At 35.9% G+C, this 17,440-nt stretch carries 11 protein-coding genes; 6 read left to right on the plus strand and 5 right to left on the minus strand.

Annotated features, from left to right (window positions below; translation table 11 throughout):
* Positions 1–420, minus strand: a 420-nt coding sequence (locus FJ213_00005) for a hypothetical protein (protein ID MBM4174549.1), incomplete at its 3' end; no start/stop codon positions are given.
* 68 nt (positions 421–488) lie between these two features.
* On the minus strand, positions 489–1,268 hold the full coding sequence (locus FJ213_00010) for a tetratricopeptide repeat protein (protein MBM4174550.1): 780 nt from the start codon (positions 1,266–1,268) through the stop codon (positions 489–491).
* Between the two features lie 797 nt (positions 1,269–2,065).
* On the opposite strand from FJ213_00010, the gene FJ213_00015 reads away from it, so the two are divergent.
* Positions 2,066–5,803: a T9SS type A sorting domain-containing protein gene (locus FJ213_00015; protein ID MBM4174551.1), complete on the plus strand. Its 3,738-nt coding sequence runs from the start codon at positions 2,066–2,068 to the stop codon at positions 5,801–5,803.
* A gap of 106 nt (positions 5,804–5,909) precedes the next feature.
* Here the strand turns inward: FJ213_00015 and FJ213_00020 are convergent, their stop codons facing one another.
* The 3 genes from FJ213_00020 to FJ213_00030 all read right to left on the minus strand — a co-directional run bounded on the left by FJ213_00020 (position 5,910) and on the right by FJ213_00030 (position 10,228).
* Positions 5,910–6,407, minus strand: a complete 498-nt coding sequence (locus FJ213_00020) for a helix-turn-helix domain-containing protein (protein ID MBM4174552.1) — start codon at positions 6,405–6,407, stop codon at positions 5,910–5,912.
* A gap of 114 nt (positions 6,408–6,521) precedes the next feature.
* Positions 6,522–7,712: a tetratricopeptide repeat protein gene (locus FJ213_00025; GenBank protein MBM4174553.1), complete on the minus strand. Its 1,191-nt coding sequence runs from the start codon at positions 7,710–7,712 to the stop codon at positions 6,522–6,524.
* Between the two features lie 692 nt (positions 7,713–8,404).
* Positions 8,405–10,228: a helix-turn-helix domain-containing protein gene (locus FJ213_00030; GenBank protein ID MBM4174554.1), complete on the minus strand. Its 1,824-nt coding sequence runs from the start codon at positions 10,226–10,228 to the stop codon at positions 8,405–8,407.
* A 921-nt stretch (positions 10,229–11,149) separates the two neighbouring features.
* Between FJ213_00030 and FJ213_00035 the strand changes: the two genes are divergently transcribed.
* The 5 genes from FJ213_00035 (at position 11,150) to FJ213_00055 (ending at position 17,367) form a co-directional block, all read left to right on the plus strand.
* Positions 11,150–13,156, plus strand: a complete 2,007-nt coding sequence (locus FJ213_00035; protein ID MBM4174555.1) for an oligopeptide transporter, OPT family — start codon at positions 11,150–11,152, stop codon at positions 13,154–13,156.
* Positions 13,157–13,230: 74 nt separating this feature from the next.
* The gene (locus FJ213_00040) at positions 13,231–13,584 is read left to right on the plus strand and encodes a PqqD family protein (GenBank protein MBM4174556.1); all 354 of its coding nucleotides are present in this window, start codon (positions 13,231–13,233) and stop codon (positions 13,582–13,584) included.
* Between the two features lie 12 nt (positions 13,585–13,596).
* Positions 13,597–15,057: an aminoacyl-histidine dipeptidase gene (locus FJ213_00045; GenBank protein MBM4174557.1), complete on the plus strand. Its 1,461-nt coding sequence runs from the start codon at positions 13,597–13,599 to the stop codon at positions 15,055–15,057.
* Positions 15,058–15,126: 69 nt separating this feature from the next.
* Positions 15,127–16,392 carry a major facilitator superfamily domain-containing protein 1 gene (locus tag FJ213_00050; protein ID MBM4174558.1) on the plus strand — a complete coding sequence of 422 codons (1,266 nt, stop codon included), beginning with the start codon at positions 15,127–15,129 and terminating at the stop codon, positions 16,390–16,392.
* 15 nt (positions 16,393–16,407) lie between these two features.
* A complete protein-coding gene (locus tag FJ213_00055; protein MBM4174559.1) occupies positions 16,408–17,367 on the plus strand; it encodes an aminopeptidase in 960 nt (319 codons plus the stop codon).
* Positions 17,368–17,440 lie beyond the last annotated feature (73 nt).

Below are 17,440 nucleotides of genomic sequence, written 5' to 3' on the forward strand. Positions count from 1 at the left end.
AATAGGGTGCTTATCCTTTTTAGATTTGGCTCCTAAAGAACTCATTTCTGATCGAACTAAATCAATATTTTTTTTGATTAACAGCTTGTGAGACTTGTTCAGTCTTGAATAAAAAAATAAAATTAATATAAGTGAGAGAAGAACAATTAAGATAATGCCTATCAAAATACTTTGCTGAATTTCATAAGTTTTTAATTCCGATTTCGATTGTGACAATTCATCATCTGAAATTAATTTAAGTGCCTCAAAAGTCTTTCGGCGTTTTATGAGGGAGTCGTAGCTAATAATAACTTTATTGCCAGCTGTCCAAGCATTCCTATAGTCACCAGTGGCAGCGTAATTGTCAGCTAAATATTTATAAATTGTTGTAGCAAGTTGAAATGAAAGTGGGTAGTGAAGTATTTCTTCTGCTTTTTTCAAGAAATAGATTGAAGAATCATACATCGACTTTGTGTAATAAAGCTTTCCTAATCGGACATAGATTTCTGTTATAGAGTCAGGATATTTATAAATTGAATCAAATTTTTGTGCCTTTGAAATATATATCCATGAACTGTCATATTTTTTTTTGTAAAATAAAATTCTGAGAGAGTAGAATATAAATATACCATTCTTACAGAATCTGAAAAACCCATGATATTATTTTTATCGGCGAGCATATCATTTAATGCTTTAAGATAGTAGAATATTGCTTTATCGTAATTTGAACGTTTACTTTCAATCAACCCAAAATTATTTGTTATAACAAATTTTCTCCATTCTTTCCAAGCTGCTAAGTCACCTCTCAATTTATATACTTCCTTGAAGCAATATTCTGCCTTATCTAAAAGTCCTGCCACAAAATATATGTTTCCCAAATCGTGGAGCATATTAACTTCGTTTTTTTTATCGCCTAAAGTTCTGAAAATATCTCTAGCTTTAAAAAGCAAAATGATCATAGAATCGTATTGAAGATTTTCTTTATAAATCTCACTTAAACGCCCATATGATTTTGCTTTCAATAGCAAGTCATTCCGCTGCTCAGCTAAAAGAATTGAAGCTTTTGCATTGTTTTTCTGCTCCTCATATGAACCATATCTTGCATAAAACAGAAGCACATGGTTATAACAGTACAGGTCAGGGATTTTTTTTGTCAGATTTAATAATCTCTTTGCTTGTTTTTGAGCTATGACTGGATCAATGTCAGTGATTAAGAGGAGTATGTTATCGAAAATTTCTTTTTGTTTATCCGGATCTTCGGTTTGGAGTTTTAAGATTAGTTCTTCCAAATCGGGTCGTGAGTGTATTGTGCCCGCTGATGTTAGAATAATCAGAACAATAATGATGCTGTATTTCAGACACGAAAACCGCAACAAATCTCTCCTGATGCTTATCGTAAATAATAGATTTACTCTATCAATTTAGGTTAAAATGGAAACAATAGCAAAATGGCTCACTGAAAAATATTTGTTGATCTTTGCCCTGCGAAAGTATTATTAGGTTAAGGAAAGATTAGATCTTTAATACCGCAGAGAGCACGGTGTACACAGAGAAAATACTGAAGGGATTTAATGTAATAATTCGGCTAATCTTTTTGTGAAGTTTTTAATGAAGTTTGAATGCCTTATGCCAGTATACTTCTTACCTTCAAAAATTCTCTTCTAAGATAGAATCAATTGTCGTTATGTCAATTTACTTCTGATAAAATTTATAAATTTTATCATTCACCAAACGAAAAATTATAAAAAAAACTTTGGAAATTTTAAAAATTTCGAAACTTTTCGATTGATAATTAACAACTAAAAAAAAGTTGATAAGATTTATCATTCTTAACAACATCGTGACGTATTTTTACAAGGGCAAGATTATTTTCGCAGTAGAAAATGGTGAGAAAAAAACTGTGAGAAGCATCAATGTATTAAAAAAAACAATTCACAAATTTATCGAGGAAAAGCTCGGAAAACACTTCTCGTTGGAGAGCGTATTTATAATTCTATATATCATTCTTGCAATAATATTTATTATCAACTTAATGGTGTCAATATTTTAATTAACCAAATGTCTCATCAAAGATAGGAGAACAAAAATGAAAAAATCTTTTGCGATATTCGTTATTCTCTGCATAACAATATTTGCTTTTACGGGTGAGTTGTATTCACAAGCAACACTTGAAACGGCTCAACCATTTTGTACTGCAGTCGGCGCTACGTACCCTGCAGGTGTAAATACCGGAACAGCACAACCGGGCCCGAACTATGGATGTTTGATTATGCGTCCAAATCCTGCATGGTATTATATGAAAATAGGTGTGGGAGGCTCTCTACAAATTACTGAAACAAATAGCGCTAACGTGGATATTGATTTTATTTTGTGGGGACCTTTTCCTAATCAAAGTCCAGCACCAACAGATTTAACAGCAGAAAAAATGATTGACTGTAGCTATCATCCTCAAGCAACCGAAATTATCGATTTGGGAAGCTCGAGTGTTGGAGAGTACTATATTTTACTTGTGACAAACTTTTCAAATTCGCCGACAAATATAACGCTTGCAAAAACAGGAGGGACTGGTGAAACAGACTGTTCAATTGTAAATCCTGCTCCACCAACTCCAGGATTAGCTTCACCAGGAAATGGTTCAACAAACCAACCACTGACTTTGAACCTATGCTGGGATGCATCAACCGGAGCAACAAGCTACGGTTTACAAGTTGCTACAGATGCAGGTTTTTCAAATTTGGTTTATAATCAAACAGGATTAGCTGGACTTTGTCAACAAGTCGGTCCGTTAAATACGAATACAACATTTTATTGGCGTGCAAATGCAACAAATGCGAATGGTACAAGTGCATGGTCAGGCGGCTGGAGTTTTACTACGGTACCACCGGTACCTTCTGCACCAACCCTTGTTTCACCAGCTGATAATGCAATTAATCAACCTCTCACGCTTACGTTGACATGGAATGCTTCTTCCGGTGCCACCAGTTATCGATTGCAAGTCGCCTCAGATGCCGGCTTTACTAATTTAGTAGTTAATGAAGCAAATATAACAACTACAAGCAGGCAGGTCGGTCCACTAAATAATAGTATTCGATATTTCTGGCGAGTAAATGCAACCAATGCCGGAGGAACAAGTGCATATTCTTCGGTTCGGAGGTTCAGAGCACTTAATCCAGCTCCTGCAACATATCTGACAACTTCAGCCGGAGTGAGTACTTACTATGCAATGAACGGACCAAACATTACGGTCGATGGAGGTGTGACAGTCTCTGGCGGGAACTACGACGGTGCCATTGTATCAATAAATACTAACTTCACGAGCGCTGAGGATAGATTAATTTATCCAACCGTGCTTCATGAAATAACGGGAGATTATAATACTTCGACTGGTGTATTGACCTTCACTGGTAACGGTACTGGCGCACAATATCAAGAAGTATTAAGATCTGTTCAGTATAAAAATATTAATGTACTGAATCCCAGTCAAGCAACCCGGCAAATAACTTTTCAAGTTGGAACTGCAATATTTTATTCTGGCAGTGGACACTATTATAGGTATGTTCCTGCTTCTGCAATTCGTTGGGATGTGGCTAAGAATCAAGCAGATGTTTCTTACTTCTATGGCTTAGCAGGATATTTGACCACAATTACCTCAGCAGGAGAAAACAGTTTCATCCAACAAAAAATAAATGGTAACACTTGGATAGGAGGAACTTGCGATCCAGCTTTTGCACCTGGTGCATTTTGGCCACCACCTGGAATCACCACTGGTTCCATTTGGAAATGGGCTACCGGTCCAGAATATCTTGATAACTTAAGCTATATTAATTGGGCACCGGGTGAACCAAATAATTCTGGGGGTGAAGCTCATTTACATTTATATTCGACCGGACTATGGAATGATTTTGCTATCGATAATCCCAACATTTTAGGATATTTGATCGAGTATGGTGGACTTGCAGGAGATCCTACGGTAACTATTTCTGGGGATAAAAATTTAGCAGTATACATTATTCCTCCACCAACACTACTTTCGCCAGCAAATAATTCCATTTATATGGAGGTTAATCAAAACCTAAGCTGGCAAGAAGTGCCAGGAGCGGAGTTGTATCAGATTCAACTTGCCGTTGATGAGAACTTTACGATAATTGTTCTTGACGATGCAACTGTTGGTGGTTTCTGCAAACAAGTTGGACCTTTAAATTTAGGAACAAAGTATTATTGGCGGGTACGTGCTCTGAGAGCGGGAGCTAGGAGTTTATGGTCAACAACATGGAACTTCACAACTCTTCCAACGGTACCACCGCAGCCGATATTAATTTTACCTGAAAATAATTCGGTAGATAGACCAATAACACTGAATCTGAGCTGGAATCCCGCACCTAATGCACTTACATATAGATTACAAGTCGCAACAGATTCAAACTTTAACAATCTAGTATTTAATGATTCTACTCTTACAGCAACAAACCATGACGTCGGACCTTTAAGTAATTTCACAAGATATTACTGGAGAGTTAACGCGAAGAGCTGCTGTGGAACAAGCGTTTGGTCACCAACTTGGACATACAGAACGATAGTTCCATTCCCAGTAGTTCCAACTGGGACTGTTACACCAACATCAGGTGCAATCAATCAACCAATCACACTGAACATAAGCTGGCAGCCAGTTCCATATGCAGAAACTTATCGGTTGCAAGTTTCGACAAGTAACACATTCGGTACAACTGTATTCGATGATTCTACAATTACAACAACATCGAAACAAGTTGGGCCACTTGCAAATGATAAAACATATTATTGGCGTGTAAGAGCGAAAAACGTTGCTGGAACAGGTGCATATTCTACTATTAGTGTATTTACAACTATAGTTCCAATACCAGTGACCCCAAGCTTAGGTACACCGGCAAACAATGCAGTACGACAGCCAATGACTATAACATTGACCTGGGCAGAAGTTCCTTATGCGGTGAAATATCGTTTGCAGGTTGCAACAGATTCATTATTCACAGTTGTTTCTGTGTTCTTGGATGATACAACTCTAACAACGAACTCACGTCAAGTAACACTACCAAGCTATGATACCAAGTACTTCTGGAGAGTAAATGCTAAAAACATCGCTGGTACAGGGACCTTTTCTTCTATTAGATCATTCAGAACTCTCGGACCAATTCCAACTGTATTTGACCTATCGAATCCACTTGAACACCATCGAATTGTAGTACGTCAAGGTGATGGAACTCCGATTACATTCAAGTGGAGGAAATCCACATATGCTACAAAATACAGATGGAGATATGGTGTCCCGTACATTAATCCATGGTATTTTGATATACTGTCGAATAGTAATGGCACCGATACACTCTTAACATTAACAGAAGGACAGTTGTATAATATTTGGGATTCGACCATGCTTCTTGGCTCGATTGATTCGTGTATTGGTCAGTGGGCAGTTTGGGCATTTAATGTGTATGGATTGGATTCAACACAATCGAATCAAACTTGGTACTTGAAGTTCGTATTGAGAAGAACAACCGGTTTTATTGATGGGTCAATCCCAACCGAATATAGCTTAGCTCAGAATTATCCGAATCCATTTAATCCATCTACTAAGCTCAGGTTTGGATTACCGCAAGAAAGTAATGTTACATTGACCATTTACAATATTCTTGGAGAGCAGGTCGATAAGTTGATTAATAATGATTTACTTAAGGCAGGATGGTATGAATATGATTTCAATGCATCGAAACTGCCGAGTGGTAATTACATCTATCGAATAACTGCTGGTAATTTCACCCAAACGAAGAAGATGTCAATAATTAAATAAGTTCTCACTTTTCACATTGCCATCTCGTAATGGAACCCAACTGGTGCCCACTAGTTGGGTTCTTCTTTTTAATATCGAATCCAATTATTTAGTATATAGATGATAATTAAGTTTGTCTGTTAAGATTTTTTAAAAAAAAGGAAGGAGTCACGCCAGTATACTTTTTAAATGCGGAGATGAATGTTGTTCTATTGCTGAAGCCTACAGTATTCGCTATACCAGCAAGGTTGTAGATATCTACTTCGTGTTTTTGAGACAAAATCAACAGCGATTTTTTAATTCTTAGGTTATTAATATAAGTATTAAAATGGACCCCATAGAATTGGTTTATTACTTTTGAAAGATAATTTCTATTTGTATTTAAAACTTTAGCGAGACCATCTAAGCTAAGATTTGGATCCAAGAATAATTGCTTCTTCTGAATCACCTCTTCGAGGTGTGCAACTATTGCACTCATCTGCGCAGAGTCAGGTATTTCTTCATCTTGTATATATCGATCCAGATGGAACTCTTCAAAGTTATATGGAATAGATTCAGCTGAGAATTCTTTAGCTTGATTTTTGATAAATGACTTTAGCTTGAATGTTTTGTTCTCAGAATGCATTAATTCAATATTTTTATTAATCAACAGCTTATAAGCATTCTTAAGTTTAAGATGTATTATTAAGATTAAAATCACCGACAAAATGACAATAGTAATTATACTTAGAAGAATGCTTTACCGAATTTCATAAGTTTTTATTTTCGATTCTGCACTTTCAAAGTAATCATCTGTAATTAATTGAATACCAGCAAAGATGTTCTGCTGCTTATTTGTAGAATCAACTAGCAAAGAATATTTCTTATATGTCATTAGAGCATTTTTATAATCCCCTTTTGCAGTATACACTTGAGAATAAAAGTCATATAAAATTCGTGCGATATTCAGGGGAATATTTTGGGAATTTAATCGCTCAGCTTTCCGCAGATAAGTCAATGATGAATCATATAATCCCTCATTATAAAAAATCTTTCCCTTCAGAATGTAAAGATTTGTCATCATATCAACGCTCCCAACAGATAAGTTAGCAGAGATACCCTTATAATAATAGTACAGTGCTGTTTTGTAGTCTTTTTTTAAAATATACAAATCAGCAAGCTGAATATATGCATAAATAATCCGTGTAGTATCTATGATATACACTCCCGATTCCTGATTTGATAATAATTCATTTATTGAAAAATTAAACCATGCAATTGATGAATCAAAACTATTTCTATGCTTATGTATAAAAGCCATATTATTAAGAATGACATAATAACGCCAAGAATACCAGTCCGATAGATTACCCTTAATTCTAATTGCTTCTTTATAATATTTTTCTGCATTATCAAAGAGCCGTGCATGGAAATAAAGGTCACCAAGCATATGAAGCAGCGGAACTGTTTCAAACTCGAGGTTAATTTTTTTGAAAAGGTCTCTTGCCTTAAAAAGATAATGAACGGACGAATCGTATCGAAACTCTTGATGAAAAATTTCGCTTAAGACGAATAAAGATCGAGCCATAAGTAATTCATCTCGATCTTCGGAAGCAGTGGAATACAAACCATATACAATTTTTTTTCTTTCTGTAAATGCACCAAATCGAGAGTAGAATAAAAGTACATTATTATAAAAATTCCGGCTACCAAATTTATTTGTTATTCTTAATAATCTTTCAGTTCGTTCCCTGCCAATTGAAGAATCCATTTTCGTAATAGAGATAAAAATTTTATCCAATAATTGAATTTGTTTTGAGGACTTTACTGTTTGAAACTCGCTTAATAAGCTATCGAACTCTGACTGAGCAATACTTAATGTACATAAGGAACATTGGAGAAAAAAAATAAAAATTACTTCATTAAATTTTCGACTCAACGAAATCTCCATTACAAAAATAAATTAGACGATTCAGATTTTTCGTAAATTTATATCAGACTAATTTCAAAGTCAATTCTTGTATCTGAAATTCAAACAGTCGAATTTTATGTCCATTTTCTAAGAAAGTTCATTTCGTTCTGAAAATTTTAAGATACATTTTAACTCTACTAAGTTTACTAAACTTGTACTTCCCAAGTTAATATTTCAGATGCAGGCTATATTGAATTTAGTCGGAGTATAAAAACTAATCATGAATTTTTCATGAGCTGAAATTAAGAAAAACTTTTCGGTTATCACTTCACAGTATAGCATTTATTGTATTTTCGACTATAACAGTAATAAAATCTTTACCCTAAAATTTACAGCTTTATATGCGGTAGATACTAAAAATAAATATTCAGACTTCAGACCTTCTTAAGATTTTCAAACCTTAATAACTTTCTGAAATTCAAAAATATTACCCTATTCCAATCAGCTTTAACGACAGAATTAAATAAGGTTACTTTATTTGGAGATCGATGCTTGGTACTAAGATTCTGAAGTTACGCAAGCTTTGTCCAAAGGATCCTTCGGATTTTAAATTCCACAGACATTTTCCGTGAGAATTGAGTCAACTATCTCAATCAAACATAACTATCACAAAGTGTATTGAATATGAATTCATTTCAACATTACTCGTTTTTATATGTCTATTTTGGAATTTATGCGTCGGGCAGGTTTTTAATAAAATATGATGGGGTAACACCAGTATATTTTTTAAATGCTGAGAGAAATGTTATTCTGTTTGTAAAGCCTACTTCCCTTGCTATTCCTTCGAGGTTGAAGACTTCAGTATTTTGTCGGTTTGAAAGGATATGTATTGCTCTTCTGATCCTTAAATTATTCAGGTAAGTATTAAAGTGCACACCATGAACCTGATTTATTACTTTAGAAAGATAATTTCTGTTTGTTCCGAGTAATTGTGCAAGAGTGTCTAAATTTAGATTTGCATCCAAGAATAATTGCTTTTTATACATGACTTCTTCCAAATGTGAGTCTATTTGCTGAAGCATCACAGGATCAAGCGGTTCCTGATTATATTCGCTGGTTAAGTGATTATGATTCTTTGAACTATTAATCATAGTTTGATTTTTCGACTCTTTAACTTGTTTATCTAGCTGCGATTTTATTTTTAATGATTTATTCTCTGCCTGCAATAATTCAAGGTTTTTTCTTATCAATAATTTATGAGCTCCGTTAAGTCTGAGATAGAGCAATAAAGTCAAAATCATAGAAAGCAAAACAAGCAAAATAATTCCTAAATAAACATTCTGTCTGATTTCAAAAGATTTTATTTTCGATTCCGATTGTGCAATTTGATCTTCGGTGATTAATTTTATTGCCTCAAATGTTTTTCGCCGCTTCAATATTGAATCATAGTTGACCATTACTTTATCGCTCGCAATCCAAGCACTTTTATAATCTTTCAGTGCGGCGTAATTATCAGCTAAATATTTATTGATTGTTGTCGAGAGTTGAAATACGCTTGGGCTTTCAATCAAACTCTCAGCTTTTTTCAAAAAATAAATCGAAGAATCGTGTATCGATTTATGAAAGTAAAACATACCTTTGATTAAAAATATTTGCACTAGAGATGACGGATCGTTGTAATTTGATTCTAATTTGTGAGCCGTATTAATATGCACCCAAGTATTATAATAAGCTTTTTTACTTAGGTAGAATCGAGCTAAGTTTGTGTGCGAATATATTAATCTCGATGTGTCTGAATAAGACATGATAAATTTTTTATCTGATAGCATTTCGTCGAGTGCTTTTTTAAAGTAATAAATTGCTTTATCGTAGTTTTTTCTTTCTCTTTCAATCAGCCCGAAATTATTCGTGATTACAAATTTTCGCCATAAAAACCACTGACTTGGATCGCCCTTTAATTTTAGAACTTCATTATAATAATATTCCGCCTTGTCAAACAAACTTGCTACGAAATAGATATCTCCCAATTTTTGTAGCAGAGTTACTTCCTCATCTAGATTTTTTGTATTCCTAAAAATATCTCGAGCTTTTAAAATCATGACGATAACCGAATCATATCTCACCTCTTCTTGGTATATCTCGCTCAAGCTGATAAATGCTTTTGCTTTAAGATTTAAATCATCTCGATCATCGGCAAGATTTATTGAAGCACGTAATTTATTCTTTCTTTCATCAATAGTACCAAATCTTGTTGAAAATAAGAGTACAATGTTATAACAATATAGGTCACTAAACTTTACGGTTAATTTTAGCAATCTTTCAGTTTGTTTTTCAGCAATAGATGGTTCTAAGTCAGATAATATCGTAAGTAGTTTATCTACTATTTCTTTTTGATTTGTCGAACTTTCAAACGTGAGAGTATCAAATAAAAATTCATATTCGGATTGCCCAAGAACCGAAGAAGTAAACAATAACGCAGTCATGAGTAAAACAACTGTACTCTTAAAATATTTTCTCCTCAAGTTCGCTTCTCTTGATGGACAATTAAAATACATAATACACCATCCTCAACTGCTTTAGACAAAAATAACAATTAATTAATAATTTAACCATCTGTTTTAGATGACAGTCAGGATTAATTTGATTATTCTTTAGCGGTAACATATCAGGAAGTGTAAAAGTTTCATAGTTCTGTGTAGCGTCAGCTTCTGCTACTACTCTATAAAATGAAATTCAAATTGTGAAGCGGAGTTTTGTATTTCGATATTGCGATTACTAAACGTTAGAATATAAACAACTCCTAAATGCTTGCTTTCATACACATCGAATATCACTACTGTCCAAGATACGATCAAATAAAAACCTGTAACTATATAGTAAATAAAGTGTTATAAGGAAAAATAATCGTAATCGATTTGAACTTGAAAATTAACTCTCATAACATAACCTTCCCTCGCAGGCGATTGCAAATTCCGGTTTTCTTGATGTATCCATCCGTTGACGGATATTTTCTCGACCTTAGTAACCACAATTACCATAGTGACTACGACCTTATTACCTTATGTTGGAACAATAAGCTAATAAGGGTGAAAATGATTTCTCTTTGTTTGTGTCACTAAGGTAAGAGAGATATTTATTATGCAGCATTTTTCTACAGATTTTATGTATATCAATTTTATAAAAAGCTCTATTTTACAGCTTATGAATGATGTTGACTGCGAATCCAAAATCTAATATTGTTCTACCGATTGAATTTATTTGACTTATATTTGGACAGTAATGATCAAATATTTATGTTAAAAAAATTACTTGTTGCTTGAACTCCAGTCTTTTGATTTATATATTTGGCAAAATTTATTAAATAATTCGGAGAAGATAAAAGTCTTTGTTATTAAATCCTTTAATTTTCATCTCAAATAGATTTGTCAATCAATCATTTCAATTAATAACTAAATCAACGAATCAAAGGAGAGAATATGTCTGAACAAAAGAAATTTGTTCCATTCGTCTCGCCAGAAACAAGCATGGCTGAATTTACTGTGCGTGCACTTATCATTGGTTTGATAATGTGTGTGGTTCTCGGTGCAGCCAATGCCTATCTTGGCTTAAAAGCAGGTATGACAATCGCCGCAACTTATCCGGCTGCGGTCATCGGAATGGCGCTCTTAAAAATCATGAAGGGAAGCATCCTCGAAGAGAATTTTGCCAGAACAGTAGGTTCAATAGGGGAATCAGTAGCTGCTGGTGCAATCTTCACGCTTCCTGCATTTTTCATTGCTGGTATATGGCCAGAGTTTGCAACTACCGGACATTATCTTGAATCATCTGCCATCATGATCGCTGGCGGTGTACTCGGCATTATGTTCGTTGCATTACTTAGAAGAGTAATGGTCGAAGATATCGAATTGCCATTTCCAGAATCTGTTGCGGCTGGTGAAATTCATAAAGCAGGTCGTGCAGGTGGAACAGGAGCAAAATTCTTGTTCGGAGCTATGGGAATTGGTGCTTTAATTCAAACTCTTGGACAATTAAAATTCTTTGCTACAAGCTGGGAAAAATTCGTTTCATTTTCTAAAGCGACAATTAGTTTGAAAGCTACCGGTACAGTTAATGCTCAAAGTGGTATGTTATTAAGCTCGCCAGGGGTTAGCCCTGCATACATCGGAGTCGGTTATATTATTGGACCGAAATTAGCATCACTAAACTTTAGCGGTGGACTTTTAGCTTGGGGATTATTCGTACCAATAATTACTTATTTTCTTGGACCGAGCTTGTTCCCGGAATCATCCGGTGCAACTGAAGAGAGTTGGATAGGAATGGCAAACAACGTTTGGAGATTTATTGTCCGTCCAATAGCCATCGGCGGGATGTTAACTGGTGCAGGTTTTACACTTTTCAGAATGCGTAAAAGCTTAATAACAGGAATTAAAAGATCAATCGGTGACGTAAAGAAAGCTGCAACCGGCGAACATGTTGCCATCAGAACTGAACAAGATATTAGTTTCAAATGGGTGACGATCGGAATTCTTGGTGCTTCAGTTGCAACGTTTTTCATTTACAACTATTTCGCTCAAGATGTAGTGGCAGCTTTGGTTGCTACACTCGTAATGGTGATTGCAGGATTTTTCTTTGCGGCAGTTTCGGGTTATTTAGTGGGAATTATTGGTTCGAGTAACAATCCAATTAGCGGTTTGACTTTATCTACTCTTTTAGTTGCTGCATTGTTAATGGTTGCGCTTGGAATGACCGGTTCTACTGGTGTTGCGGCTGTTCTTGGAGTTGCGGCGGTTGTTTGCGTAGCTGCGGCGGTTGCAGGTGAAATGCTGCAGGACTTAAAAGTCGGGCACATTCTTGGCGGCACTCCATGGAAGATGCAGGTTGGCGATATTATCGGTGTGGTGCTTGCTGCGGTAGTTATGTTCCTTCCATTAGTAATTTTGCACGAAGGTGATATTAAATCTGGCGGAACTGGATTCGGAGGCAAAGCTCTTCCAGCACCCCAAGCAAGTCTTATGGCGCTGCTTTCGCAAGGTATTGTCGGCGGTGAAATGGCTTGGCCATTGATTATCGTTGGTATGATTATGGGATTTGGATTTGTGTTAATGCAAGTTAAAAGTCCAATGCTGGTTTCTGTTGGTATGTATTTACCCCTTGAAACAACCTTTGCTATTTTTATAGGTGGATTAATAAAAGGTACAGTCGAGAAATTCAATGAAAAGCGAAAACACAACGAGGCACAAAAAGCACGAGTAGAAAATACAGGTGTTTTACTTGCGGCTGGTTTAATCGCCGGTGAAGCCTTGATAGGCCTTGTATTTGCAGGATTTGCTTTCTTTGAAGTGGGATTATTCTCTATATTCGATACACCATCATTCATTGTCAGTCTGTTTGTATTCGCATTCATTGCTTGGATATTGATTAGAATTCCGATAAAGAATGCAGGCAGAGCAGATGAACCTGCGCCGCCCTCTGCGGTTATGTAAAACTATTAGTTCTGAAGACGGAAGCGAGAATTTCCGTCTTCAAATTTATTTCTCGAAAATTTTATAGCAGTAAGATGAATTTATTCTGGAAAAAAAATAAAGAATATGTGAATTTCTTAGATTTAACTCCCATCAAAGAGTACGAACATGAATTTCTTGATGGTGGATTTATAAATATTCTAATACCTAAATTCAAAAGTAGATTCATGGTTGAAAACATCATGCCGCGATTAAAATCGCCATACATTAAAGCAAAACTGGATGAATTTGGTTCAGCAGTGTGGTTATTAATTGATGGCTATAGAAATGTTGACGAAATCAGTCAAAAACTGATTGAAAAGTTTGGCGATAGAATTCAGCCAGTTCATGAAAGAACCACTAGATTTCTATCGCTGCTTCACTCACATAAAATGATAAAATTTAAATAAAGGAGAAGTTAGATGAGAAATGTACTTGGCTCACTAAAACCGGAATTGGTATGGAAACATTTTGAAGAATTATGTAATTGCCCCCGCCCTTCAAAAAAAGAAGAGAAAGCCGTTGAGTATGTAGTTAATTTCGCTAAATCAAAAAATTTGGAAGTGATTAAAGATAAATTTGGAAATGTGATCATTAAAAAAACAGCAACAGTTGGAAAAGAAAATTTGAAACCAGTGATTTTGCAAGGGCATCTCGATATGGTCTGTGAAAAAAATAGAGACATCGAGCATGACTTTGACAATGAAGGAATAAAACCTTATGTAGATGGCGATTGGGTAAAAGCAAAAGGGACTACACTCGGTGCAGATAATGGAATCGGTGTAGCCGCAGCATTGGCAGTATTGGAAGATTCTTCACTTAAACATGGTCCAATTGAATGTTTGTTCACTCTCGATGAGGAAACTGGACTGACAGGTGCTTCTAATCTTGAACCTGGAATTTTGAAGGGCGAAATTCTGATCAACATGGATTCAGAAGAACTCGGTGCTTTCTTCATCGGATGTTCCGGCGGTAAAAATACTCAACCGAAATTCACTTTCAAAAAAGAAAGCGTACCCGCTGATTCTTCAAGCTTCGAAGTTAAAGTTGCTGGATTGCAAGGCGGGCATTCCGGTCTGGAAATTCACACTGGCAGGGGGAATGCAATAAAAATTATTACTCGTTTGCTTAGACAAGCGTCGAAGAAATTCAATTTAAGACTTAGCAAAATCGAAGGTGGAAATAAGCACAATGCAATTCCGCGTGAAGCTTTTGCAATTGTTACAATCGAAAATAAAAATAAAGATCAATTTCTAAAATACGTTGATGAATTTAATTCAATTGTTAAATCAGAAAATGCGACAGTTGAGCCAAATTTAAGTGTCTCGGCTGATTCCGTAACGAATCCTGAATATGTCATGGATACAAAAACGCAGACGAATCTCCTGAATTCACTCCACGCTGTCCCGCACGGTGTGATTAAAATGAGTCCCGATATTCCAGGTTTAGTAGAGACTTCTACAAATCTTGCAGTTGTTCAGACTGAAAACAATGAAGTTAAAATCGTTACAAGTCAGCGAAGTTCAGTTCAAACTGAGATTGAAGACATTGCAGATGTCGTTTCCGCAGTTTTTGACTTAGCAGGTGCAGAAGTTAAAATGGGAGATGGATATCCGGGCTGGAAGCCGAATGTCGATTCAGAAATCTTGAAAGTATTTAAGAGTTCATACAAAGATCTTTACGGAACAGATGCCGAGATCAAGGCAATTCATGCGGGATTAGAGTGCGGAATACTTGGTGAGAAATATCCAGGATTGGATATGATATCTTTCGGGCCGACGATGAATGATGTTCATTCACCGGATGAGAAATTAAAAATCTCAACAGTCGAACCATTTTATAATTTGCTGTCGAAGGTTCTTCAAAATATTCCGTCTAAATAAATTTAGTTAATACTGCTGCATGAAAAGTGCAGCAGTAAATATTTCCTAGTTCTGAAAGGTACGAATTAAATGGAACTAAAAACCTCACCTCCAGCATTTTATCGATGGACAGTACTTGTATTCATCAGTTTAGCAATGTTCGGCAATTATTATATTTATGACAGCATAGCACCGATTGCTGATTTACTAAAATCGCAATTAAGTTTTTCTGACGAGAATATCGGGCTTCTTTATACAAGCTACAGTATTGCTGCGATAGTCGTACTTTTAATAGGCGGTTATTTAATCGATAGATTTGGGACAAAACTTTCAACTCTTGTTTTTGGAATTCTCTGTTTCGTTGCTGCTGTGATTACTGCAGTTTCATCAGACTTTAATGTTATGATTGTTGGTAGACTGATTCTTGGATTAGGTGCCGAACCATTAATTGTTGCAGTTACAACTGCACTAGCAAAATGGTTCAAAGGCAAGGAATTGAGTTTTGCGTTTGGATTGAATTTAACGATTGCACGACTTGGTTCGTTTGCTGCTGATAATTCTCCGACTTGGGCGTCTGGTTCATATTTTAATTGGCAGGATCCTTTATTTCTTGCGATAATCATTTCGATCACTTGCGTTATTGGAGCGGTTGGATATTTCTTACTGGAACGGACTGCAGAAAAAAAATATATTCTTGGTGAGAAGGGTGAAGTCGATAAGCTCGATTTCAAAAACATGTTCAAGTTCAACAAATCGTTCTGGTACATTGTTGCACTTTGTATAACATTTTATTCTGCAATTTTTCCTTTCAGAAGTTTTGCAATTAAATTTTTCATTGAAGCACATGGAACAACTCGTGAGATGGGCGGCTTTTTGAATTCTGTTCTTCCATTTTCTGCAATGATAGCCACACCGCTTTTCGGATTGCTCGCTGATAAAATCGGAAAACGAGCTTTACTCATGACATTTGGTTCAATAATGCTTCTTCCAGTTTATTTGATGATGGCATATACTGATATCACGCTATACATTCCAATTGCGATGATGGGAATCGCTTTCTCACTCATTCCAGCAGTGATGTGGCCCTCTGTCGCATACATCGTTAAAGAAAATCGTTTGGGGACTGCTTATGCATTGATGACACTCATTCAGCAAATTGGTCTTGCAGGAATGAATTGGCTGATTGGTTCAGCAAATGATTTTGCTGGTGCGAGTGCTTCAAATCCTGATGGTTACAACCTTGGATTGTGGATCTTCTCAACGCTTGGATTCTTCGGATTGTTCTTTGCTTATATGTTGAGAAGAACTGAACTTGGTCCGCAAGGTCACGGACTTGAAAATAAAAAAATGAAATAAACCAGCGAGGATAATATGGATAAGAAATTATTAAACTCTTCCAAAATTGCGCTTGCAGATTGCATGGGACTTAAGAAAGATGAATCTCTTCTTATAATTTCTGATGAAGTGAAGAAAGAAATTGGTACAGCACTTTTCGAAGTTGGAAAAAAATTATGCAAGGAAGCTGTATACGTTGAAATGAAATCCCGTGAAATAAATGGCCAAGAACCGCCACCACCGATTGCAGAAATGATGAAGCAGTTTGATGTTGTGATTTGTCCAACTGCAAAATCTCTCACCCATACAAATGCACGGCGCGAGGCAGTGAAACTTGGTGTGAGAGTGGGAACTATGCCGGGAATTTCAAAACAAACAATGGTCAGATGCCTAAGTGCTGATTATGATCGAATTGTAAAAATGACAAATCTGCTGACAGAGATTTTGAGAGATGCTTCAGAGATACGGGTTACAAGCAAACTTGGAACAGACATCATCATGCCGATGAAAGGGAGAAAAGTTATTCCAAGTACCGGTGTACTGAAGAATAAAGGAGATAGCGGCAATCTTCCTTCTGGAGAAGTATATCTCGCACCATGGGAAGATAAAAGTAATGGAAAGGTTATTATCGATGGATCGATGGCTGGAATCGGTTTATTGAAGAAGCCAATTATAATTGAAGTCATCAATGGTTATGCGGAAAAAATTACCGGCGGAACCGAAGCAAAGAAACTAGTGAAAATGCTGGATAAAGCTGGGCGTGATGCTCGTGCTGTAGCTGAGTTTGGCATTGGGACAAACTATAAAGCAAAGATAATTGGACAAATTCTTGAAGATGAAAAAGTAATGGGAACAATTCACATCGCTTTCGGAAATAATGTTTCGATGGGGGGTAATATCACTGTGTCAAGTCATCTTGACGGTTTAGTGAAAAAGCCGAATGTTTTTGTTGATGGTGCTGCAATTATGGACCAAGGGAAGCTGCTGATTGATTAGCTAATTCACCAAAGAGTTCGCAGAGAAAAATTCAGATAAGAATCTTTTTTAGATAGTTGATTGCCGTTACCAA

The organism is Ignavibacteria bacterium (assembly GCA_016873845.1).
Lineage (GTDB): Bacteria > Bacteroidota > Ignavibacteria > Ch128b > Ch128b > JAHJVF01.

Bases quoted from the DNA above. Each gene is read 5' to 3' on its own strand.
- FJ213_00015 (MBM4174551.1), top strand. From the start codon at position 2,066: ATGAAAAAATCTTTTGCGATATTCGTTATTCTCTGCATAACAATATTT.
- FJ213_00020 (MBM4174552.1), bottom strand. From the start codon at position 6,407: ATGCATTCTGAGAACAAAACATTCAAGCTAAAGTCATTTATCAAAAAT.
- FJ213_00025 (MBM4174553.1), bottom strand. From the start codon at position 7,712: ATGGAGATTTCGTTGAGTCGAAAATTTAATGAAGTAATTTTTATTTTT.
- FJ213_00030 (MBM4174554.1), bottom strand. From the start codon at position 10,228: ATGTATTTTAATTGTCCATCAAGAGAAGCGAACTTGAGGAGAAAATAT.
- FJ213_00035 (MBM4174555.1), top strand. From the start codon at position 11,150: ATGTCTGAACAAAAGAAATTTGTTCCATTCGTCTCGCCAGAAACAAGC.
- FJ213_00040 (MBM4174556.1), top strand. From the start codon at position 13,231: ATGAATTTATTCTGGAAAAAAAATAAAGAATATGTGAATTTCTTAGAT.
- FJ213_00045 (MBM4174557.1), top strand. From the start codon at position 13,597: ATGAGAAATGTACTTGGCTCACTAAAACCGGAATTGGTATGGAAACAT.
- FJ213_00050 (MBM4174558.1), top strand. From the start codon at position 15,127: ATGGAACTAAAAACCTCACCTCCAGCATTTTATCGATGGACAGTACTT.
- FJ213_00055 (MBM4174559.1), top strand. From the start codon at position 16,408: ATGGATAAGAAATTATTAAACTCTTCCAAAATTGCGCTTGCAGATTGC.